At 39.7% G+C, this 20758-nt stretch carries 17 protein-coding genes, 1 tRNA gene and 1 pseudogene (1 of these 19 only partly in view); 14 read left to right on the top strand and 5 right to left on the bottom strand.

The annotated features are described in order from the left end of the window. The 7 genes from Q0192_RS12395 to Q0192_RS12365 all read left to right on the top strand — a co-directional run. Window positions 1-68 (top strand) — tRNA-Leu (locus tag Q0192_RS12395); it begins 23 nt to the left of the window's first position. 70 nt (window positions 69-138) lie between these two features. Further along, window positions 139-1485 (top strand): trigger factor, encoded by a 1347-nt coding sequence (gene tig / locus Q0192_RS12390; protein WP_299289796.1) that lies wholly within the window; start codon window positions 139-141, stop codon window positions 1483-1485. A 76-nt stretch (window positions 1486-1561) separates the two neighbouring features. After that, window positions 1562-2263 carry an ATP-dependent Clp endopeptidase proteolytic subunit ClpP gene (gene clpP / locus Q0192_RS12385; protein WP_299289795.1) on the top strand — a complete coding sequence of 234 codons (702 nt, stop codon included), beginning with the start codon at window positions 1562-1564 and terminating at the stop codon, window positions 2261-2263. A 12-nt stretch (window positions 2264-2275) separates the two neighbouring features. Further along, window positions 2276-3520, top strand: coding sequence for an ATP-dependent Clp protease ATP-binding subunit ClpX (gene clpX, locus Q0192_RS12380; RefSeq protein ID WP_299289794.1), 1245 nt, complete (start codon window positions 2276-2278; stop codon window positions 3518-3520). 69 nt (window positions 3521-3589) lie between these two features. After that, a complete protein-coding gene (locus Q0192_RS12375) occupies window positions 3590-4453 on the top strand; it encodes an AMP nucleosidase (protein WP_299289793.1) in 864 nt (287 codons plus the stop codon). A 120-nt stretch (window positions 4454-4573) separates the two neighbouring features. Next, window positions 4574-5935, top strand: a complete 1362-nt coding sequence (locus Q0192_RS12370; protein WP_299289792.1) for a pyridoxal-phosphate dependent enzyme — start codon at window positions 4574-4576, stop codon at window positions 5933-5935. Between the two features lie 265 nt (window positions 5936-6200). Next, entirely contained in the window at window positions 6201-7445 is a 1245-nt protein-coding gene (locus Q0192_RS12365; protein ID WP_299289791.1) for a transglutaminase-like domain-containing protein, read from the top strand. An 86-nt stretch (window positions 7446-7531) separates the two neighbouring features. On the opposite strand, the gene murA is transcribed toward Q0192_RS12365, so the two are convergent. The 4 genes and pseudogenes from murA to Q0192_RS12345 form a co-directional block, all read right to left on the bottom strand. Next, window positions 7532-8836, bottom strand: coding sequence for a UDP-N-acetylglucosamine 1-carboxyvinyltransferase (gene murA / locus Q0192_RS12360; RefSeq protein WP_299289790.1), 1305 nt, complete (start codon window positions 8834-8836; stop codon window positions 7532-7534). A 29-nt stretch (window positions 8837-8865) separates the two neighbouring features. Next, complete coding sequence (locus Q0192_RS12355; protein WP_299289789.1) at window positions 8866-9579, bottom strand: DUF4290 domain-containing protein; 714 nt, start codon at window positions 9577-9579, stop codon at window positions 8866-8868. Window positions 9580-9677: 98 nt separating this feature from the next. Further along, a pseudogene (locus tag Q0192_RS12350) lies at window positions 9678-11951 on the bottom strand (UvrD-helicase domain-containing protein). Between the two features lie 82 nt (window positions 11952-12033). Next, complete coding sequence (locus Q0192_RS12345; RefSeq protein ID WP_299289788.1) at window positions 12034-13485, bottom strand: tetratricopeptide repeat protein; 1452 nt, start codon at window positions 13483-13485, stop codon at window positions 12034-12036. Window positions 13486-13623: 138 nt separating this feature from the next. Between Q0192_RS12345 and Q0192_RS12340 the strand changes: the two genes are divergently transcribed. Beyond that, window positions 13624-13776, top strand: coding sequence for a hypothetical protein (locus tag Q0192_RS12340; protein ID WP_299289787.1), 153 nt, complete (start codon window positions 13624-13626; stop codon window positions 13774-13776). 45 nt (window positions 13777-13821) lie between these two features. On the opposite strand, the gene Q0192_RS12335 is transcribed toward Q0192_RS12340, so the two are convergent. Beyond that, window positions 13822-14781, bottom strand: coding sequence for a GDSL-type esterase/lipase family protein (locus tag Q0192_RS12335; protein ID WP_299289786.1), 960 nt, complete (start codon window positions 14779-14781; stop codon window positions 13822-13824). A gap of 800 nt (window positions 14782-15581) precedes the next feature. On the opposite strand from Q0192_RS12335, the gene Q0192_RS12330 reads away from it, so the two are divergent. The 6 genes from Q0192_RS12330 (at window position 15582) to Q0192_RS12305 (ending at window position 20733) form a co-directional block, all read left to right on the top strand. Continuing rightward, on the top strand, window positions 15582-16958 hold the full coding sequence (locus tag Q0192_RS12330) for a dipeptidase (protein ID WP_299289785.1): 1377 nt from the start codon (window positions 15582-15584) through the stop codon (window positions 16956-16958). Between the two features lie 109 nt (window positions 16959-17067). Continuing rightward, window positions 17068-17931 carry a dTDP-4-dehydrorhamnose reductase gene (gene rfbD, locus Q0192_RS12325; protein ID WP_299289784.1) on the top strand — a complete coding sequence of 288 codons (864 nt, stop codon included), beginning with the start codon at window positions 17068-17070 and terminating at the stop codon, window positions 17929-17931. A 35-nt stretch (window positions 17932-17966) separates the two neighbouring features. Beyond that, the gene (gene rfbA / locus Q0192_RS12320) at window positions 17967-18833 is read left to right on the top strand and encodes a glucose-1-phosphate thymidylyltransferase RfbA (RefSeq protein ID WP_299289783.1); all 867 of its coding nucleotides are present in this window, start codon (window positions 17967-17969) and stop codon (window positions 18831-18833) included. A 53-nt stretch (window positions 18834-18886) separates the two neighbouring features. Further along, window positions 18887-19168 (top strand): GNAT family N-acetyltransferase, encoded by a 282-nt coding sequence (locus tag Q0192_RS12315; RefSeq protein ID WP_299289782.1) that lies wholly within the window; start codon window positions 18887-18889, stop codon window positions 19166-19168. Window positions 19169-19317: 149 nt separating this feature from the next. Then, window positions 19318-19899 (top strand): Crp/Fnr family transcriptional regulator, encoded by a 582-nt coding sequence (locus Q0192_RS12310; RefSeq protein WP_299289781.1) that lies wholly within the window; start codon window positions 19318-19320, stop codon window positions 19897-19899. Between the two features lie 114 nt (window positions 19900-20013). Beyond that, window positions 20014-20733, top strand: a complete 720-nt coding sequence (locus Q0192_RS12305) for a pirin family protein (protein ID WP_299289780.1) — start codon at window positions 20014-20016, stop codon at window positions 20731-20733. The last annotated feature ends 25 nt before the right edge of the window (window positions 20734-20758 follow it).

The following is a 20758-nucleotide window of genomic DNA, read 5'->3' as shown; positions in this document are numbered from 1 at the left end:
ATTGGTAGCCGCACCAGACTTAGGATCTGGCGCCGCGAGGCGTGGGGGTTCGAGTCCCTTCTTCCGCACTTGGTTTCCTCCGTCGTTTTAAAACATGACGGAGGAATTTTTTTAACCTATAAAAACAGTTCAAAAACAATGAATATCACCCAGGAAAAAATAGATGATTTAAACGCTGTGTTAACCATCAAAATCAATCAGGAAGATTACCAGGTGCGCGTTGAAAAAGCGATCAAAGAGCAGGCAAAAAAAGCAAAACTGCCGGGTTTTCGTCCGGGCATGGTACCGGCGGCACATATCAAAAAAATGTATGGCAAAAGTATTTTGGTTGATGAAATTAACCATTTGCTTTCCGATTCTTTGAACAATTACATCACCGAAAACCAATTGGAAGTGTTGGGCCAGCCCTTGCCAAAAGTGGATGACGACAAGCAATTTAACTGGGATTTTACCGAAGATTACGAGTTTAACTACGAAATGGGTTTGGCACCCGAATTTCAATTGGATTTTTCTGCTGCCGACCATGTTCCGCAATACGTCATTAAAATTGATGACGAAACGCTGCAATCACGCATCAAAAATATCCGCAGAAGCTATGGAAAGATGACAAACCCTGACGTATCGGCAGGTGATGATGTGTTGTATTCCGAATTGAAGCAGCTTTCTCCGGATGGTTCTGTTTTTGAAGGTGGCATAACCAATACGGCTTCTGTTCGTTTAGATCAAATTACGGACGAAGCGGTAAAAAGTTCTTTGCTTGGCTTGAAAAAAGGCGATGTTGTAACGATTGACCTAAATAAAGCATTTGGCAATGATGCAGCGAAAATTGCCGGTTTGTTAAAAATTGACGAAGAAACTGCGGCAGATTTAAAATCAAACTTTAGCCTGACGGTAAAAAACGTAAACCGTTTGGAAGAGTCTGACTTAAACCAGGAGTTTTTTGATAAAGTTTTTGGCCCGGATGTGGTTCATTCAGAAGAAGAATTCAGGACAAAAATTACCGAAGAACTGGAAGCAATGATGCAGCAGGATGCAGAACGCAAACTGCAAGATGATTTGTATCAATATGTTACGCAAAAAGTAAACTTCGAGTTGCCGGACGAGTTTTTAAAGCGATGGCTGAAAGCAACCAACGAAAAGTTAAGCGACCAGGAACTGGAAGAAGGTTACAACGATTTTGCCAAAAACCTGAAATGGACGCTGATTGAAAACAAGATTGTTAAAGACCACAACATCGAAATTAAATACGAAGATGTGTTTCAGACAGCAAAACAACGTTTGGATGCACAGTTTAAAATGTACAGTCAGCAAGCTTTAGACGAAGAGCAGTTAGGCCAGTACACCGTACAATTTTTACAAAACAAAGACAACGCCAACAAAATTTTTGAAGAAGTAAAAGCACTGAAAGTTTTTGATTACCTAAAAACAGTTGTTACTTTAGATAAAAAAGAAATAGATAATAATCAGTTTAAAAAACTGGAATAATTTTTTAACAAATATTAAAGTTAATGGTTATCCGGTTCTATAAGCAATTGGATAACCATTGTTTTTTTATAGAGATATGCAAATAGATAAAAATGAGTTCAGAAAGTATGCCGTTAAGCATCATCGCTTAAATGGTATTTATGTAGATAAATTTATAGCCGGTGTAGAAAAAAGCCAGTTGCCAACTGGTATGACGCCTTATATTATCGAAGAGCGCCAGTTGAACGTAGCACAAATGGACGTGTTTTCGCGTTTGATGATGGATCGGATCATCTTTTTAGGCGATGCTGTGATGGATCAAAATGCCAATATCATCCAGGCGCAATTGCTTTTCCTGCAATCTACCGATGCAAAAAGAGATATTCAAATTTACATCAATTCTCCGGGCGGTTCTGTATATGCAGGTTTGGGTATTTATGATACCATGCAGTTTATTTCTAACGATGTGGCTACCATTTGTACCGGTATGGCTGCTTCTATGGCTGCCGTTTTGCTTTGCGCAGGTACCAATGGCAAGCGTGCAGTATTGCCGCATTCCCGTGTCATGATTCACCAGCCATCCGGCGGTGCGCAAGGTGTTGCTTCAGATATGGAGATCAACCTGCGTGAAATGTTGAAACTAAAGAAAGAATTATACGATATAATCGCTAAACATTCCGGCCAATCGTATGACTGGGTAGAAAAATCATCAGACCGTGATTACTGGATGTCATCAGACGAAGCCAAAGAATTTGGCATGGTTGATGAAGTATTGCGTAGTAATAAAGCCGATAAATAACTCAGAAAAACCATGAGCAAAACCAGCAAAGATATCAAATGTTCATTTTGTGGTGCCGGTAAACAGGATTCATTAATGCTGATTGCCGGACTGGACGCTCATATTTGCGATAAATGCGTTAACCAAGCCAACGATATTTTGGCTGAAGAATTGAAATTGCGCAAAGTAAAATCGCCGCTGCAAACTTCATCTGCTATTTTAAAACCAGCCGAAATCAAAATCCACCTTGACCAGTATGTAATCGGTCAGGACGATGCCAAAAAGGTTTTATCGGTTGCAGTTTATAACCACTATAAAAGGCTGAACCAAAAAGTTGGCAAAGACGAAGTAGATATCGAAAAATCAAACATTATTTTGGTTGGCGAAACTGGTACAGGTAAAACTTTGCTAGCCAAAACTATTGCCAAAGTTTTAAACGTGCCTTTTTGCATTTGCGATGCCACGGTTTTAACAGAAGCCGGTTACGTCGGCGAAGATGTGGAAAGTATTTTAACGCGCCTGTTGCAAGCAGCAGATTACGATGTTACTTTGGCCGAGCGCGGCATTGTTTACATTGATGAAGTAGATAAAATTGCCCGTAAAAGTGATAATCCGTCCATTACCCGCGATGTTTCCGGTGAAGGTGTGCAGCAAGCCCTACTTAAAATTTTGGAAGGCACGATGGTTAATGTTCCACCGCAAGGTGGCCGGAAACATCCTGATCAAAAGATGATTACGGTAAACACCAGCAACATTTTGTTTATCTGCGGTGGTGCTTTTGACGGTATCGAAAAAAAGATTGCCAACCGGATGCGTACACAGACTGTCGGCTATAAATTAAAGTCCGAAGATCAGGAAGTTGATCTCAAAAACTTATACAAGTATGTTTCTCCGCAGGATTTAAAATCTTTCGGTTTAATTCCCGAACTGATTGGCCGTTTGCCAGTGCTTACTTATTTGAAACCGTTAGATCGGGAAGCAATGTTGATGATCTTGACCGAGCCAAAAAATTCACTCATTAAACAATACAACAAACTGTTTGAATACGAAGACGTGAAGCTGCACTTTGATCAGGAAGTTTTGGATTACGTGGTGGATAAAGCCATGGAATTTAAGCTTGGCGCCAGGGGATTGCGCTCTATTTGTGAGGCGATTATGATTGATGCTATGTTTGACATACCATCGCAAAAAGAGCATCACAAACACTTAGATATAACGCTGGATTACGCCAGGGAGAAATTTGAAAAATCAGATTTAAAAAAGCTGAAAGCAGCATAAAAAAAACCCCGGCCTTTAAGCCGGGGTTTTTTTGTAGATTTATTTTTAGGTGATAAAAGAAGCATTGTTATGAACGAAGAAAAAGACGTAAAAAAAGACGCAGAAATTGTAAAGCAATCCAATAAGGTAAAAGAAGTTCAAAGCCCAGTAAAATCGGGCCTCAAAACCAAAGAAGCGATTGTTGCCAACTGGCTGCCGCGTTACACCGGCAGACCGTTGGATGATTTTAAAGAATACGTTATCCTTACCAATTTTTCTAAATACCTGCAGCTTTTCTCCGAATGGCATAACAATGCACCAATTATGGGTTTGGATAAACCGATGCAAAGCGTTACTGCCGATGGAATTACGATTATCAATTTTGGAATGGGAAGCGCTTTGGCAGCAACCGTAATGGATTTGCTAACGGCCATTCATCCAAAAGCCGTAATTTTTTTGGGTAAATGCGGCGGTTTGAAAAAAAACAACAATGTTGGTGATCTCATTTTGCCGATTGCTGCCATTCGTGGCGAAGGAACATCAAATGATTATTTACCTTCGGAAGTGCCTGCTTTGCCGGCTTTTGCCTTACAAAAAGCCATCTCCACAACCATTCGAGATCACTCACGCGATTACTGGACCGGAACTTGTTATACCACAAACCGACGTGTTTGGGAACATGATAAAAGCTTTAAAAAATACCTGAAAAGCATTCGTGCCATGGCTGTTGACATGGAAACGGCAACTATTTTTGTTACCGGGTTTGCCAATAAAATCCCGACTGGTGCTTTGTTGTTGGTTTCAGATCAACCGATGATTCCCGAAGGTGTAAAAACAGCCGAAAGTGACTCGAGCGTAACCGAAAAATTTGTAGAAACCCATTTGCGTGTTGGCATTGATTCTTTAAAGCAATTGATCAACCACGGACTTACGGTTAAACACCTGCACTTTTAAAAATTCTGCTTATTTCTGAATTTATTACAACAGCATCAGGCAAGTATCTTAAATTTGTTTGCTGATTTTAGGTACATAAAAGAAGCATCAACATCATACTCTATAATCGCGATAGAAAAAATGTGGTATAATAACATTCTCGAAACCATTGGCAATACGCCGCTGGTCAGGCTTAACATCATTACAAAAGACATTAAAGCAACCGTTTTGGCCAAGATCGAAACAACCAATCCCGGCAATTCCATCAAAGACAGGATGGCTTTGAAAATGATTGAAGATGCCGAAAAAAGCGGAAAATTGAAGCCAGGCGGAACAATTATCGAAGGAACTTCGGGCAATACCGGGATGGGTTTGGCCATTGCGGCCGTCATCAAAGGTTACAAGTGCATTTTCACCACTACAGATAAACAATCCAAAGAAAAAGTGGATGCGCTGCGGGCTTTTGGTGCCGAAGTAATTGTTTGTCCAACAAACGTTGACCCGGAAGATCCACGTTCTTATTATTCGGTTTCTACCCGTTTGGAGCGCGAAGTTCCGAATTCGTGGAAGCCAAACCAGTACGATAATCCTTCTAACACACAAGCCAATTACGAGCAAACCGGACCGGAGATCTGGGAACAAACCGAAGGAAAAATTACGCATTTGATTGTTGGCGCTGGAACTGGCGGAACAATTTCGGGCGCAGGAAAATATCTGAAAGAGAAAAATCCGGCTATACAGGTTTTAGGGATTGATACGTACGGTTCTGTTTTTAAAAAATACAAGGAAACCGGGATTTTGGACAAAAACGAGATTTATCCGTACATCACAGAAGGTATCGGAGAAGACTTTTTGCCTCAAAATGTAAACTTTGACGTGATTGATCATTTTGAAAAAGTAAGCGACAAAGACGCGGCCTTGATGACGCGGGAAATTGCCCGTAAAGAAGGTATTTTCGCCGGAAATTCTGCCGGTTCTGCTGTTGCTGGTTTATTGCAGATGAAAGACCGTTTTCAAGAAGGCGATGTAGTGGTGGTTATTTTCCCAGACCATGGCTCGCGCTATATGGGCAAAATGTACAACGAAGACTGGCTGCGCGAACGCGGGTTTTTGAAAGACGAAAAATTGACCGCAAGAAGCATTATCGGCAAAGAATCGGGCAAAGAAATCATAACCATTGATTGTGAAGAACCCATTTTGAAAGCCATCAACATTATCAAAGCTTTAAATATTTCTCAGATTCCGGTTACGCAACACGAAATGATCATCGGCAAAATTACCGAAAGCGATATTTTGGATGCTTTGTTGGAAAACCCGGCTTTAAAATCGCATCCGGTGAAAGATATTTTAACCACACCTTTCCCATTTGTGGATTTGAATACTTCGATAGATAAAATTTCTTCGCTCATTAACAAAGAAAACACCGCTGTTTTGGTGGAAGACGAGAACGGAAAGTTTAAGATTATTACGCAGTATGATATTATTAATGCGATTTCGGCGTAGATGCTAATTTTTATGTGGTAAAAGAAGCATCTACAATTATTGTTTCCATGTTTTTTCCAGATCGTGTCGGTGTATTTTGTTGATTTCCGGTTTAACGCCTTGCAGAAAAAAAATCCTTATTTCACGCTCGCGTGTCAATGGGGTTGTTACTTCAAATAGCAGTTTTGAACTTCCTAAAATTGGTTTTTAAATCACAAAATTTTGATAATATTTTTTAGTAATGCAACCATTGCTTAAATTACACCGTCAATAAAAAAGATTTATCATGAAAATAGTGAGGTTTACTCTAATCCTGACAATGGTTTTTATGCTCCATATTGCAAAAGCAGAAAATAAGGAATTTGCTACTTATGCCAACCATCAAAGTGATCTGATGCACCAGGCTTACGTTGATAAGGACGTAAAAAATTACAGCCTTTTATTGAAAGATTTTAAAGAAAAATATTCCAAATTAAGTAAAGCTGACCAGAAGTACTATTCGGGTTATCTGATAAACGGATACTACAATTACAGTTGTGTTTACGCTTTGCTTAAAGATAAAACTTTAGCTATCCATTATCTTGATGAAGCTATTAAAGCAGGTTACATTGACTATTCGCACATCAATGAAGATAGTGATTTAGATAATATTAGGCATGACGCAGCTTTTTTAGCTTTAGTTCAACCATTGCGAAACGTTGGTGATTATATGTACATTATTAAAAAAGCCGGAAATTACAATACGGCCGACAATCGTACCATACCTGCATTTACTTATCAAAGTGCCAGTAATGCCAATCTTGCAATGCTTCGCAAAACATTTAACCTGGATTCTATTGCAGGAACAGGAAACGAAGTATCAAAAGTACTTAACTTAATGTATTGGATACATAATTTAGTTCCCCATAATGGCAACATGGAAAATCCTGTAGTAAAAAACGCACTTAGTATGATCAACGTTTGCAAACAAGAGAAACGGGGTTTGAATTGCAGAGGACTGGCTACCGTTTTAAATGAATGCTATTTATCAATGGGAATCAAATCACGGTTTGTAACTTGTTTGCCAAAAGATAGTTTACATATTGATAATGATTGCCACGTAATAAATATGGTTTATATCAATTCTCTAAAAAAATGGATTTGGGTTGATCCAACTTTTTGTGCATATGTGATGAATGAAAAAGGCGAACTTTTAAGTATAGAAGAAGTGCGCGAAAGATTGGTTAATAACAAACCTTTAATATTAAATCCAGATGCAAATTGGAATCACAAAAGTTCGCAAACTAAAGAGTATTATTTATACTATTACATGGCAAAAAATTTGTATATATTAGAATGTGCAACAGAAAGTGAATATGATAAAGAAACAAGAACCGCAGGTAAAGTAATTACTTACGTAAAATTATTACCGCTTGATTACTTCAAACAAAAACCTGATCGGTCTGATAGTTTAAACCCAAGCCAAACCAGTTTTTACACTTACAATACAAATAACCCATCGGTGTTTTGGGCTGCACCTTCTGACAAATGATATTAAAATTTAGTAATTTATGCCAATAAAAGAAGCATCGCCCTTTTCAGAACGATGCTTCTTTTACCACCTAAAAATTGGTGTGTTTAAATGCGTTTGATATCAGCGCCTAAAGCAATCAAGCGTTTATCAATATGCTGATAACCGCGTTCTATCTGTTCAATATTGCTAATGACAGATTTTCCTTTTGCAGATAAAGCCGCGATTAACAGGGAAACGCCGGCACGGATATCCGGGGAAGTCATTTCAATTCCGCGTAACTGTACTTTTTTATCCAAACCAATTACCGTTGCACGGTGCGGATCGCAAAGGATAATTTGTGCGCCCATATCAATCAATTTATCCACAAAAAACAAACGGCTTTCGAACATTTTTTGATGGATCAAAACGGAACCTTTGGCTTGTGTGGCAATCACCAAAACAATACTCAGCAAATCGGGCGTAAAACCTGGCCAGGGTGCATCGGCAATGGTTAGGATGGAGCCATCAATAAAAGTATCAATTTCGTAATGTTTTTGGGCGGGAATGTAAATATCGTCTCCGCGCAGTTCAAACTGAATGCCCAAACGCGAAAAAGTATTTGGGATAATACCGAGCTCCTGAAACTGAACATTTTTTATCGTGATTTCTGATTCCGTCATGGCGGCCAAACCTATGAAAGAACCGATCTCGATCATGTCTGGCAACAAACGATGTTCTGTTCCGCCTAATTGTTCCACGCCTTCAATCGTTAACAAATTAGATTTGATGCCTGAGATTTTTGCGCCCATGCGGTTTAGCATTTTGCAAAGTTGCTGCAAATAAGGTTCGCAGGCAGCGTTGTAAATGGTGGTCGTTCCTTTGGCCAAAACCGCGGCCATTACCACGTTTGCCGTTCCGGTTACGGATGCTTCTTCCAGCAGAATATCGGTTCCTTGTAAATTGGTGGCATCTACATCAAAAAACTCTTCACTGGCACTGTATTCAAAACGGGCACCTAATTTTTCAAAACCTAAAAAATGTGTGTCTAACCTTCTTCTGCCGATTTTATCGCCGCCTGGTTTTGGGATGGATGCTTTTCCGAACCGCACCAAAAGCGGACCAACAATCATGATGGAACCTCTTAAACTTCCGCCTTTTTGTTTAAAAGCATCCGATTTAAAAAAATCTTGGTTGATATCATCGGCCTGAAAAACGTAAGTATCAGGTGCAGTTTGTTCAACTTTTACGCCCATATCGCCTAAAAGCTCAATCAGTTTATTTACATCAACAATATTGGGGATGTTGCTGATCGTAACTTTTTCTTCCGTTAGCAACACGGCCGAAATCACTTGTAAAGCTTCGTTTTTGGCACCTTGGGGTATAATCTCTCCCTTTAAGGGTTTGCCGCCCCAAATTTCAAATGCGCTCATAAATTAATTTTTGCCCGGTAAAAGAAGCATCAGAATTTTCTGCCGGGATTATTATTGTTGGTTCGGTTTCGGTTATTGTTGTTTTGCGCGTGCCGCGGATTGTTGTTGTTGTTTTGGCGGCCTTTGTTGTTCTGGTTGTTATTAGTCCCGTTGCGCGCACGGTTGTTATTGTTGTTTTGCGCAACCGGCGTGCGGTATTCTACACGGTTAAGGTTGATGTTTTCTTCCAATTGCAATGTACCGCGCGATAAGATTTTCAAATCATTCAAAATCGTTTCATCCGCAACAGAATCTTTGTTCCAGGTTACGTAAGCCATTTTCATAAAGTTGGCAATGGCCTGAACCATATGCTGACGGCGAGGTTCGTCTTCAATCGTTTTGGCTTTTTCGATCATCAGTTCGATCGTTTTGCCGTAATGTTTAAAGCTAATTTTGTCCTGTGGATATTTTAGCGGTGCAGGTTTAAAATGGATCATTTCCGGCGTAGGTTTCGGATAAGGAGAATCTACATCAATCTTAAAATCAGAAATGATATTTAAATGGTCCCACAATTTATGTTTAAAATCGGCCACATCGCGCAAATGCGGGTTCAAAAATCCCATCAAATCAATCACCACCTGGGCATACCGGTTGCGTTCTTCCTTGGTTGGCAGTGCAACAATATATTTAACCATGTTTTGTACGTTGCGGCCGTACTCAGAAAGGATTAATTTGTTGCGGGAAGTATTATAATCAAAAGTCATGTTTCAAATTAAAAAAAGATAATAACGTTCTTGTACGAACGAACTGCATTTAAAGCGTTAAAATACTTTAAATTGTAAAAAATATAGCATAAAAGAAGCTATTCTACAATGCGAAGTTTGGCAAATTTAAGCAACAATTGCTTCTGGCCAAGCTCTTTAAAAAATATTGTTGCTTTTATATCCGGTTTGTTGCCTTCCAGGTTGATAACTTTGCCAAATCCAAAACGCTCATGCTCCACTTCCATACCAACCTGCAGTTTGTTCATGTCAGAAGGGGCGAAGCCAGGCGTAGGCACATGTGCTTTGGCCAAAACAGAAGTTGTTTTAACAGTGGTAGCTGCCGGTTTTGGTTTGGAGAAAGCATCTTTGTTTTTGCCCGAAAACTGATCGTCATCAAAAAACGGATTGCCGCTTCCTGTCGGTTTTGCGCTATAATCCAATTCCAGAAATTTGGCATCAATTTCGTCTAAAAACCGGCTCGGTTCGCAGTTAATTAACGTACCAAATTTAAACCGAGAAGTTGCGTAACTTAAAGTCAGCTTATGTTCTGTCCGCGTTACACCAACATAAAACAAGCGGCGTTCTTCTTCCAAATCCGTCCTCGAATTTAACGATAACTGCGAAGGAAAAAGGTTTTCTTCCAATCCAACTACAAAAACATGCGGAAATTCCAAGCCTTTTGAGGAATGGATCGTCATCATTGAAACGGTATCTGCATCCAGGTTTTTGTCGTTATCATCATTAGTGAGCAGGGCAATATCTTGTAAAAAAACATCCAGTGTTTTTTCTTCAATATCTTCCCGTTCCGAAAACTCTTTGATACCGTTCAATAATTCCTGAATGTTTTCGTGGCGGTTTAAACCTTCCACCGATTTATCTTCATACAAATCTTTTAACAAACCTGAATGCTGGGCAATATGCAAAGCGGCATCGTAAGCCGTCATGGTTTGGGTGATGACCTGAAAACTCTGAACCATCGTTACAAAGTTGTTTACGGTAGAAGCTGTTTTGCCATCCAGATATTTGCCCGGCTCGGTCAATGCTTCCCACAAACTTACCTGGTGCTGGTTGGCACTTACAATTAAACGATCAATCGTGGTATCGCCGATGCCTCTTTTAGGGTAGTTAATTACGCGTTTTAAAGCAGCTTCATCATGCGGGTTATAAGTGAGGCGGAAATAAGCAATCAAATCTTTGATTTCTTTACGCTGATAAAAAGACAAGCCGCCATAGATTTTGTAAGGAATGTTCAATTTGCGCAAAGCTTCTTCCATCGCCCGAGATTGTGCGTTGGTTCGATACAAAATGGCAAAATCTTTCCAGCGTAAACCTTTGTTGGCGTGTTCCTGATGGATGGCTTCGGCCACCATTTTACCTTCTTCGTTATCACTGAAGGCACGCATCACTTTTATCTTTTCGCCGTGTTCTTTCTCCGAATAAACCGTTTTTTTAAGCTGGTCTTTATTGTTGGCGATGATGCTGTTGGCAACGTTTACAATATTTTGGGTAGAACGATAGTTTTGCTCCAGTTTGAAAACATTGAGGTCAGGATAATCTTATTCAAAATTTAAAATGTTTTGGATGTTGGCGCCGCGAAAAGCATAAATACTTTGCGCATCATCGCCAACTACGCAAATATTTTCGTTGATGGCAGCCAGTTTTTTGACAATCAGGTATTGCGAATAGTTGGTATCCTGATACTCATCCACCATCAAATATTTAAACTTGTTCTGGTATTTGTACAAAACTTCCGGGTTTTTTTTCAGGAGTTCGTTGGTTTTGAAAAGCAAATCGTCAAAATCCATAGCGCCGGCACGGAAACAACGAACGGCATAAGTTTCGTAGATTTTGCCTAATTGTCCGCGTCCGCCCGAAAAATCATCGGCTTGAATCTGGTCGTTTTGCTGGTATTCCTGCCACGAAATCAGATTGTTTTTGGCAGCAGAGATTCGGTTGTAAACGAAGTTGGCGCTGTACAGCTTATCGTCCAGATTCATTTCTTTTAAAATGGCGCGCAACAAACTTTTGCTGTCGTCGGTATCATAAATAGTAAAGTTGGAAGGGTAGCCAATTTTAGCAGCTTCAACACGCAGCAATTTAGCAAACACGGAGTGGAATGTTCCCATCCAGATGTTTTTAGCTTCTGTGCCGACAACAGTTACAATCCGGTCGCGCATTTCGCGTGCGGCTTTGTTGGTAAAAGTTAAAACCAAAATATTAAAAGCATCAACACCTTTGCGGATCAAATGCGCCACCCGATAAGTAATGACGCGTGTTTTGCCCGAACCCGCGCCGGCAATAATCATCACCGGCCCTTTTACACATTCTACCGCTGCCCGCTGCGAAGGGTTTAGCCCTTGTAAATATTCCAAAATGTTCTCCTCTTAGTTGAAATGCAAAATTAAAAATCCTAAGCTGAGTTAGCGCAGCAATGCTTCTTTTATCTGCCTAAAATTATTTTTTCGGGTTTGGCTCAACGCTCTCGTTCAGCATTTTACTCATGTTGATAATTTCGTCATCAATATTAAAAACACATTTTTTTATCAATTCAATACATTCATCCTTATCAATCAGGTTGTTTTCCTGAATGTAAACGATGCCTTTTAAAGTAGCGATCGGGCCGCGTATCTCGTGCGACAGATGCAAAGAATAATCAGAAAGGCGTTTGTTTTTAACCTTCAAATCCTGCGTACGCGTTTCGATAATATCTTCTAAATTTTGGTTAACGCGGTCCAGGTCTTCTTTTTTCCTGGAAACTTCTTTGTTCAACCGGGTAAGTTCCTTATTATTTTTGTTTGTTCTTTTGACGTTGATTACCAGTAAAAAAACTAAGGCAAATAACAAAGCTGCCACTGCTGTGCTCGACCAAAATAGCGTAGTTGCGTATTTTTGCTGGGCAATGGTACGTTCATTTTTTCTTCTGTTTTCCAATTGTTCAAACAAATCTGAAGCAAGCGTAATCCGATTAGAAAAAGATTGCCGGTAATAAGCACTGTCCTGGCTGAAATTCTTTTTTAAATAATTCAAAGCCTCACGATAGTTTTGCCTTTTATATTCCAACTGATACAATGCATAATTATAATCATTCTGCAAATCTCTGTTGTTTAATGTTTTGGTATATTCAAAACCTTTTTTTAATGCTTCTTTTGCCTGCTCAAATTTGTTTTGGTTAAGATATAGGTTTGTCAAGGTCAATTCTATGCTGGCAATTGTAAAGTTCATATCTCTCGCCTTTGCTTTTATAAAAGCCTCATTAAGTACATTTTCTGCGTTTTGGTATTGTTTTAAATCGTTATAAACTTCTCCCAAACTCTGCAGGCATTGGATAATTAATTCCTGGTTCCCTAACTGCTGGAATAACTTCATGCTGATTTGAAATTTTTCTAAAGCCGCCTTAAAGTTTTTTTTCTTCCTCTGAATAATGCCGATGTTTACATATAATGACGCAATTTCTGGTTTAGCATTGAACTTTTTTGCAATTAGAAGAGATTTATTGTAATATTCTAAAGCTTTATTATAATCATTTGCTGAATAGAGATTACCAATATTATTATAAACTTTGCCTACCCCTTTAAAATTATTGTTTTGTTCAAAATATGAAATTGCTTCTAGGTATTTATCCAGGGCTTCATCGTATTTACTTATATAAGATTGTCCAATCCCTGTTACACGGCATGCTTCTCCCTGACCGTTCAAATAGTTTATTTTTTTGGCCAAAGTAAATGCTGTTGTTGCATATTTAATAGTTTGTTCAGGATTCTTTAAACGGTAATTATAAGCCAGTTTGTTTACAGAATCTACATCATGCTGCAATGCTGGCTCTGCAACAGGTTGCCATAATGCAAAAGTTGTGCTTTTAAAGAGAAGCAGCATCAAAGCATTAATAATTAAAACTTTAAGCATCATGCTGTACGGGTTTTAATAGAAGTAAGGACGTTTTTTTTTAATTAAAAAGAGGTTAATAGCTATATAAAGTTTTACCACGTAACCCAAGCTATAAATTTAACGTAAACCGGCATGAAAACCTATTAAAGTTTAAAAAAAATGAAAAAATTAGCACTTTTAGTAGTTGCTGTGGCAACGCTTTGTACTGTATCTTGTAAAAAAGAAAATATAAACCCGGAAGCTCAAATTATTAAAAAAGAATTTATGAAAAGCGGTGGTGGGGATAAAAGGCCAAGTGGAACTATGGATTAACCGATAATTAGCAAATATGGCACAATTATACAACAAACAATTTTTTTACCGGCCTACAACAACCATTTTTTTTACATATTGCTCAGTTGGCGTTTGCATGGCGTAAATATAAATGCCGGGCGCAAGATCAGTGGTTGAAAATAAAATTTCATGATAGCCGGAATTAAAATAAGAATTGGTCAGTGTTTTTACCACAGCACCTGCTGTATTGTACAAGGTTAAAACAACTTTATTTGATTTTGATAAACTAAACCCGATGGTGGTGCTACCGGTAGCAGGATTGGGATAGTTTTGGCTTAAACCGGACAGTAGCAGCTTTTCGTCAATGATTAGGTTGATGGTATCAAACCAGGCATAGGCAATACGCATATTGCCTTGTGCATTGGGATGTGTAGCGTCCTGATATAAAGTAGCGAAATCACGGCCTAAAACCGCATTGATATCTGTAGAATAAACTTTTCTATTAATCGCAATCATTTTATAGATCCTATTAATCTGCCTGATTACGTAATTGGCATTTTGGTTACGCTTGTTGTTGGCGGGGTTTAAAAATTGGATGGTCCCGATAACCGGGGTAAGCTTGTAAGCCAAAGCAAGTTCAACCATTTTGTTCATGTTGCTTTGTGTTTCGGCAATTTTCATTTTGCCGTCCACAATGGCCAGTGCATCGTTTAGCCCCATTAAAATCAATACAAAGCCTTTCTTGTTTTTGATGGTTTGTTCAAAACGTGCCAAGCCTTGTGTCGTAGTTTGGCTGGGAATGCCATAATTGTCAACAATAACCGTTTTTCCCGGGTAGCAGGCTTCAAAATCGGCCTTTAAATACGGCTGAAATTGCAGCCCGTTGATGCCGGCAACCGTGCTTGCGCCAAACGTCGTGATCTCGATACTGTCTTTAGCATACAGTTTTGAGGATAAAGAACAACTTGGTTTTTGCCCGAAAGCAATGGCAGATGTTAAACATACCGTAAGCAGCAGCAAAAAACTTACCGACCTATGAGCCATTTAACGCTGATTTTTATTGAAAAGAGATTAAAATTTTTTAACGAATATATAATTAAATTATTTGTTTTTATAGAAAAGATTTAAATTTAACATATATTAGCCATATGAAAAAATTAATATTTATCGCTGCATTGGGCGTATGTGTTACTGCCTGTACGAAGCAAAATGATGTCAAGCCAGTATCTTCTTCGCTAAAGAATTCCAAAACAATGTCTGGTGGCGGGGACAAACGACCAACTGGTACTTACGACTGAACCACGTTGGTAAGCCTCATCTTCAATTAAAAAACGCTAATTGATTAATCAATTAGCGTTTTTTTACTAAACAAAAGAGTATTTTACGATTAAGAAATTTGGTCATGTTGTTATATATTGCACCCTACACTCACCATGCACAACCTTAAACAATATACTTTTTCATCCCTTTATAAATAAGTATATAAAACTGATTCAAAAAAAGCAAACACACACAATCCAAGATAGGTAGCCTAACGTATCGCTGTCAGTCATTATTGATCATACATAAAAGTACATGGATTATGTTTTATGGAATAAAATAAGCCTCAAACACAGACTGGATAAAATTTCAATGTTTTTTTAAAGAAAAAAACAATAACAGACAAAGTTTGACAAAAGTTGTTTTTCGAGGAATTAAACCTGTTTAATAATAATTTTTAACGTCCTTTTTTTTAACGTTCATTTTTTCTAGACACCTAGATATGACCGCTAAAAACAGTATGCTCTTGCCACACTCTTTCCTGCTGCATCAAAAATTCTATATTTGTTTCAAACTGACAATTGATGCAAGAAATTAAAAACTACGTGGCAGCCAACAAAGACCGTTTTTTGGACGAGCTCTTTGCCCTGCTCCGTTTTCCTTCGGTGAGTGCCGACCCAAAATATAAAAACGATGTTTTAAACGCGGCCAATTTTGTTGCCCAGAAGCTGCGCGAAGCAGGCGCCGAAAACGTAGCAGTTTGCCCAACAGCAGGTTATCCGGTGGTTTATGGCGAGAAAATTATTGATCCAACAAAACCAACTGTTTTAGTTTACGGTCATTACGATGTGCAGCCGCCCGATCCTTTAGAACTTTGGAAAACGCCTCCTTTTGAACCCACCGTTCGAGATGGTAAAATTTATGCCCGCGGCGCCTGCGATGACAAAGGCCAGTTTTACATGCACGTTAAAGCCTTCGAACTGATGATGCAAACCGAAACTTTGCCTTGCAACATCAAATTTATGATCGAAGGAGAAGAAGAAGTTGGTTCGGATAACCTGGGCATTTTCGTTCAGCAAAACAAAGAAAAACTCAAAGCGGATGTGATTTTGATTTCGGATACTTCAATGTTGAGCATGGAAAACCCATCGTTGGAAACCGGTTTGCGCGGGCTTTCTTATTTGGAAGTAGAAGTAACCGGGCCGTCGCGCGATTTGCATTCCGGTGTTTACGGCGGCGCGGTTGCCAACCCGATCACCATACTTTCAAAAATGATCGCTTCTTTTCATGATGAAAATAACCACATCACCATTCCCGGTTTTTATGATGATGTGATCAAGCTTTCAAACGAAGAAAAACATGCCTTAAACGAAGCACCGTTTGATGCAGAAGCGTACAAAAAAGATTTGGCAATTGATGAACTTTGGGGCGAAAAAGACTACAGCACTATCGAGCGGACCGGCACACGGCCAACTTTAGAAGTAAACGGAATTTGGGGCGGTTACATTGGCGAAGGCGCAAAAACAGTTTTGCCATCCAAAGCTTCTGCAAAAATTTCGATGCGGCTGGTGCCAAACCAAACTTCAGCAAAAATTACCGAACTGTTTACCAAACATTTTGAAAGCATAGCGCCGCCTTATGTCAAGGTAAAAGTTACGCCGCACCACGGCGGAGAACCAGTGGTAACACCAACTTCAAGCGCAGCTTTTAAAGCAGCAGAAAAAGCAATTGAAGAGTCTTTCGGTAAAAAACCAATCCCGACACGTGGTGGCGGCAGCATCCCGATTGTGGCTTTGTTTGAGAAAGAATTGGGCATAAAAACAGTATTGATGGGTTTCGGCCTGGACAGCGACGCCCTGCACTCGCCCAACGAGAAGTACGATATTTTTAATTATTACAAAGGCATCGAAACCATTCCGTTGTTTTATAAATATTTTGCAGCTTTATCCGCAGAAAGCTAAAATTGGCTGATGCTTCTTTTACCATGCAAAAATTGGTGTCCTTTTTAACCTTTTCAGGTAACCCAAATTAACGTAATGCCGTTACAAATAAAACCTTTAATCTAAATCAATGAGTAAAATAATTGTGTTTGGCGCTTCCGGCCAGTTGGGTCAGTGTTTAAAGCAGGTTGCTGCCGAAATGGATATCACCGATATTGCTTTCCCCAACGAAACGGAAGCCAATATTTTGAACCCTGATGCTTTGCAGGAACTTTTTGACAAACATCAGCCTAAATACGCTATCAATTGTGCAGCTTATACGGCTGTTGATAAAGCGGAAGACGAACTGGAGTTGGCCCGAAAAATCAATAAAACTGGCGTTGATAACATTGCCGCTTTGTGCAAAGTATTTGATGCCGCTTTGGTTCAGGTTTCTACCGACTTTATTTTTGCAGGCAGCACGCCGCATCCTTTAATAGAAACCGATCCGGCCGAACCAATCAGCGTTTACGGTTTGACTAAATTGGAAGGCGAGCATGTAATTCCGCAACATACCGAAAAATATTTTATATTGAGGACGAGCTGGCTTTACTCTGAGCACGGCAACAACTTTGTAAAAACCATGTTAAAGCTGGGCAAAGAAAGAGACGAACTTAAAATCATTGCCGATCAGGTTGGTACGCCAACTTACGCCATTGACCTGGCTTCGGCTATTTTGCAAATCATCGAATCGGGCAGCCAGGCTTACGGCATCTATCATTACAGCAACGAGGGCGTTACTTCCTGGTACGATTTTGCGCAAGGCATTTTCGACATCAGCAAAACGGAGGTAAAAGCATTGCCCATCCGCACTTCCGAATATCCAACCAAAGCCACACGCCCGGCTTATTCTGTTATGGACAAAGCCAAAATTAAAAAGACTTTTGGCATCGAAATCCCTTACTGGCGCCACAGTTTGGAAAGATGTATTCAGGCTCTTGCCCAAAATCCATAAAATCTACTTCAACCTCTATCAACACAAAAACATACATGAAAGGAATTATCCTCGCCGGCGGTTCCGGCACGCGCCTTTACCCAATCACCAAAGCCATCAGTAAACAATTGATGCCGATTTACGATAAACCGATGATCTATTATCCGCTTTCGGTTTTGATCCATTCGGACATCCGCGAAATTTTGATCATCACCACGCCAGAAGACAGCAGCAGTTTTAAACGTTTGCTGGGCGACGGAAGCGAATTGGGCTGCCGTTTTGAATTTGCCGTTCAGGAAAAACCAAATGGGTTGGCGCAGGCTTTTGTCATCGGCGAAGAATTTATTGGCCAGGATAAAGTTGCTTTAATTTTAGGCGATAACATTTTTTACGGAACAGGTTTTGGCCGATTGATGCGGAAATATAACGAAGTGGATGGCGCTGCCATTTTTGCGTACCAAGTTTCAGACCCGGAACGTTATGGCGTGGTGGAGTTTGATGATGATTTTAAAGCGCTTTCGATCGAAGAAAAACCGTTGCAGCCTAAATCTAATTACGCCGTTCCGGGATTGTATTTTTATGATAATAATGTAGTGCAGATTGCCAAAGATATTCCGCTTTCGCCGCGCGGCGAATATGAAATTACCGATGTAAACAAAGTATATCTGAAGCGTAAAAAGCTGCATGTGGGCGTGATGGACCGCGGAACGGCCTGGCTGGATACCGGAACTTTTGATTCGTTAAGTGATGCAACCGAGTTTGTGCGCGTGATTGAAAAACGCCAGGATACCAAAATTGGTTGTATTGAAGAAGTTGCTTTTCGCAGAGGTTTTATGAACGAAGAACAATTGCGCGTGATGGCCGAACGTTATCGAAAAAGTGGTTACGGCAGCTATCTTTTAAAACTGCTCAACAAAAACTAATCCCACCAAGCAAACTTTATGCTTCGTTTACAGTATTATTTTAATTGAAAATTATGGAAAATAAAATTACAGTAAACGAAGAAAGCCACCAGTTTGAAATGCAAACGCCGGAAGGTTTAGCTTTAATTGCTTATGAAATGGACTCGAACGTAATGAATATTATGCACACCGAAGTCCCGGAAGCGATGGAAGGACAAGGGATTGCTTCGGATTTGGCAAAGTTTGCATTGGATTACGCCCGCGAAAACCAAATGAAAGTGAAAAACTATTGCCGTTTTGTGCAGGTTTTTCTGCATCGCCACCCCGAATACCAGGATTTGATTGTGAAGCCGTAAAACCTGCTTAAAATTTGTTTGGTAAGCCTGATGCTTCTTTTATCGGCTAAAAATCAGTGTATATTTGATTTTATTTAAATTGATATGGACACCAATTTCTATGCGGTAAAAGAAGCATCGGCATTTTTTGCAAACTTAAACAGCGCTTTATGTTTCAGGCTTTCGATAAAAACCTAAAACTGCATGTTGGCCTTTCGCAGCAGGAATTGGAAATCGTCCATCAGCATTTTCAGCATAAAACTTATCCGAAGAAAACACTTTTATTGAAAGCCGGCCAGGTTTGCAATTTTGAGGCTTATTTGTTAAAAGGCTGTATCAAAAGATATTACATTGATCAAAACGGTGATGAAACCATTTTGCAATTTGCGGTTGAAGATTGGTGGGTGAGCGATATTGCCAGTTTTTGCCAGCAACTTCCTTCCCGGTTTTATGTTGAAACGATGGAAGAAACCGAGCTGTTGCAAATCAATTATCAAAACAAAGAACTGCTTTTTAAGGAAGTGCCGAAGCTGGAACGCGTTTTCAGGCTGCTAGTGCAACGTGCTTATGCGGTTTTAGAAAACCGTTTTTTTACGGGGATTACCGATCCTGCGGAAGACCGTTATCTCGAATTTATCAAAAAATATCCCGGCCTGTTGCAACGTGTGCCGCAATATCAAATTGCTTCTTATCTCGGCATTACGCCCGAAGCGCTTAGCCGCATCAAAGCAACACTTTCCCGAAAAAAGTAGTTGGATTTCTTAACCTGCATCAACCTAAAACGCTGTAATTGTTGCCGATATTTGTACTGTTAGCCCATTAATTTTAAGGCTGACGGACATTAAAAAACTAAGGGTAAAAACAGTATGGCAAATTCAATTCTTCACAAAGCAGAAAGCCGCGGACACGCAAACCATGGTTGGCTGGACAGTTATCACAGCTTCAGTTTTGCAAATTATTATAATCCCGAAAGGATGAATTTTGGCGTATTGCGCGTTTTAAACGACGATACGGTTGCCGGTGGCCGGGGTTTTGGCAGCCATCCGCACGATAACATGGAAATCATCAGCATTCCGTTGGAAGGCGATTTGGAACACGAAGATAATTTGGGAAATGTTGCCGTAATTAAAAAAGGCGATGTGCAGATTATCAGCGCTGGGACAGGCGTTTTTCACAGCGAAAAAAATAAAAACCCGAACCAGCAAGTCCAGTTTTTGCAAATTTGGTTGTACCCGAATAAGTTAAATGGTGCGCCGCGTTACGATCAGGTTTCGTTGGATGTGAAAGACCGGCATAATAATTTCCAGCAAATTTTGTCGCCAAACCCAACTGATGAAGGCGTTTGGGTGCAGCAGGATGCTTGGTTTAGTTTGGGCAAATTCGACGAAGGATTTCAAACAACTTATCAAATTAAAAAACCGGGAAACGGTGTTTACGCTTTTGTTTTAGAAGGTGATGTAACGATAAACGGACAAGCTTTGCACCGCCGCGATGGTTTTGGTATTTGGGATACCGATCAGCTTAATTTTAAAGCGGATTCTGCCGGTGCCGAAGTTTTATTGATGGATGTGCCGATGAAATTTTAATTTTTTAATCAATTAGTTACCGAAG

Origin of the sequence: uncultured Mucilaginibacter sp. (assembly GCF_937859865.1) — a bacterium.
Taxonomy (GTDB): domain Bacteria; phylum Bacteroidota; class Bacteroidia; order Sphingobacteriales; family Sphingobacteriaceae; genus Mucilaginibacter_A.
The sequence above is the reverse complement of the archived record's forward strand: the minus strand, read 5'-3'. Positions and strand labels throughout refer to the sequence as shown.

Excerpts from the sequence above, each read along its gene's own strand:
- tig (WP_299289796.1), top strand. The coding sequence starts at position 139 with ATGAATATCACCCAGGAAAAAATAGATGATTTAAACGCTGTGTTAACC.
- clpP (WP_299289795.1), top strand. The coding sequence starts at position 1,562 with ATGCAAATAGATAAAAATGAGTTCAGAAAGTATGCCGTTAAGCATCAT.
- clpX (WP_299289794.1), top strand. The coding sequence starts at position 2,276 with ATGAGCAAAACCAGCAAAGATATCAAATGTTCATTTTGTGGTGCCGGT.
- Q0192_RS12375 (WP_299289793.1), top strand. The coding sequence starts at position 3,590 with ATGAACGAAGAAAAAGACGTAAAAAAAGACGCAGAAATTGTAAAGCAA.
- Q0192_RS12370 (WP_299289792.1), top strand. The coding sequence starts at position 4,574 with ATGTGGTATAATAACATTCTCGAAACCATTGGCAATACGCCGCTGGTC.
- Q0192_RS12365 (WP_299289791.1), top strand. The coding sequence starts at position 6,201 with ATGAAAATAGTGAGGTTTACTCTAATCCTGACAATGGTTTTTATGCTC.
- murA (WP_299289790.1), bottom strand. The coding sequence starts at position 8,836 with ATGAGCGCATTTGAAATTTGGGGCGGCAAACCCTTAAAGGGAGAGATT.
- Q0192_RS12355 (WP_299289789.1), bottom strand. The coding sequence starts at position 9,579 with ATGACTTTTGATTATAATACTTCCCGCAACAAATTAATCCTTTCTGAG.
- Q0192_RS12345 (WP_299289788.1), bottom strand. The coding sequence starts at position 13,485 with ATGATGCTTAAAGTTTTAATTATTAATGCTTTGATGCTGCTTCTCTTT.
- Q0192_RS12340 (WP_299289787.1), top strand. The coding sequence starts at position 13,624 with ATGAAAAAATTAGCACTTTTAGTAGTTGCTGTGGCAACGCTTTGTACT.
- Q0192_RS12335 (WP_299289786.1), bottom strand. The coding sequence starts at position 14,781 with ATGGCTCATAGGTCGGTAAGTTTTTTGCTGCTGCTTACGGTATGTTTA.
- Q0192_RS12330 (WP_299289785.1), top strand. The coding sequence starts at position 15,582 with ATGCAAGAAATTAAAAACTACGTGGCAGCCAACAAAGACCGTTTTTTG.
- rfbD (WP_299289784.1), top strand. The coding sequence starts at position 17,068 with ATGAGTAAAATAATTGTGTTTGGCGCTTCCGGCCAGTTGGGTCAGTGT.
- rfbA (WP_299289783.1), top strand. The coding sequence starts at position 17,967 with ATGAAAGGAATTATCCTCGCCGGCGGTTCCGGCACGCGCCTTTACCCA.
- Q0192_RS12315 (WP_299289782.1), top strand. The coding sequence starts at position 18,887 with ATGGAAAATAAAATTACAGTAAACGAAGAAAGCCACCAGTTTGAAATG.
- Q0192_RS12310 (WP_299289781.1), top strand. The coding sequence starts at position 19,318 with ATGTTTCAGGCTTTCGATAAAAACCTAAAACTGCATGTTGGCCTTTCG.
- Q0192_RS12305 (WP_299289780.1), top strand. The coding sequence starts at position 20,014 with ATGGCAAATTCAATTCTTCACAAAGCAGAAAGCCGCGGACACGCAAAC.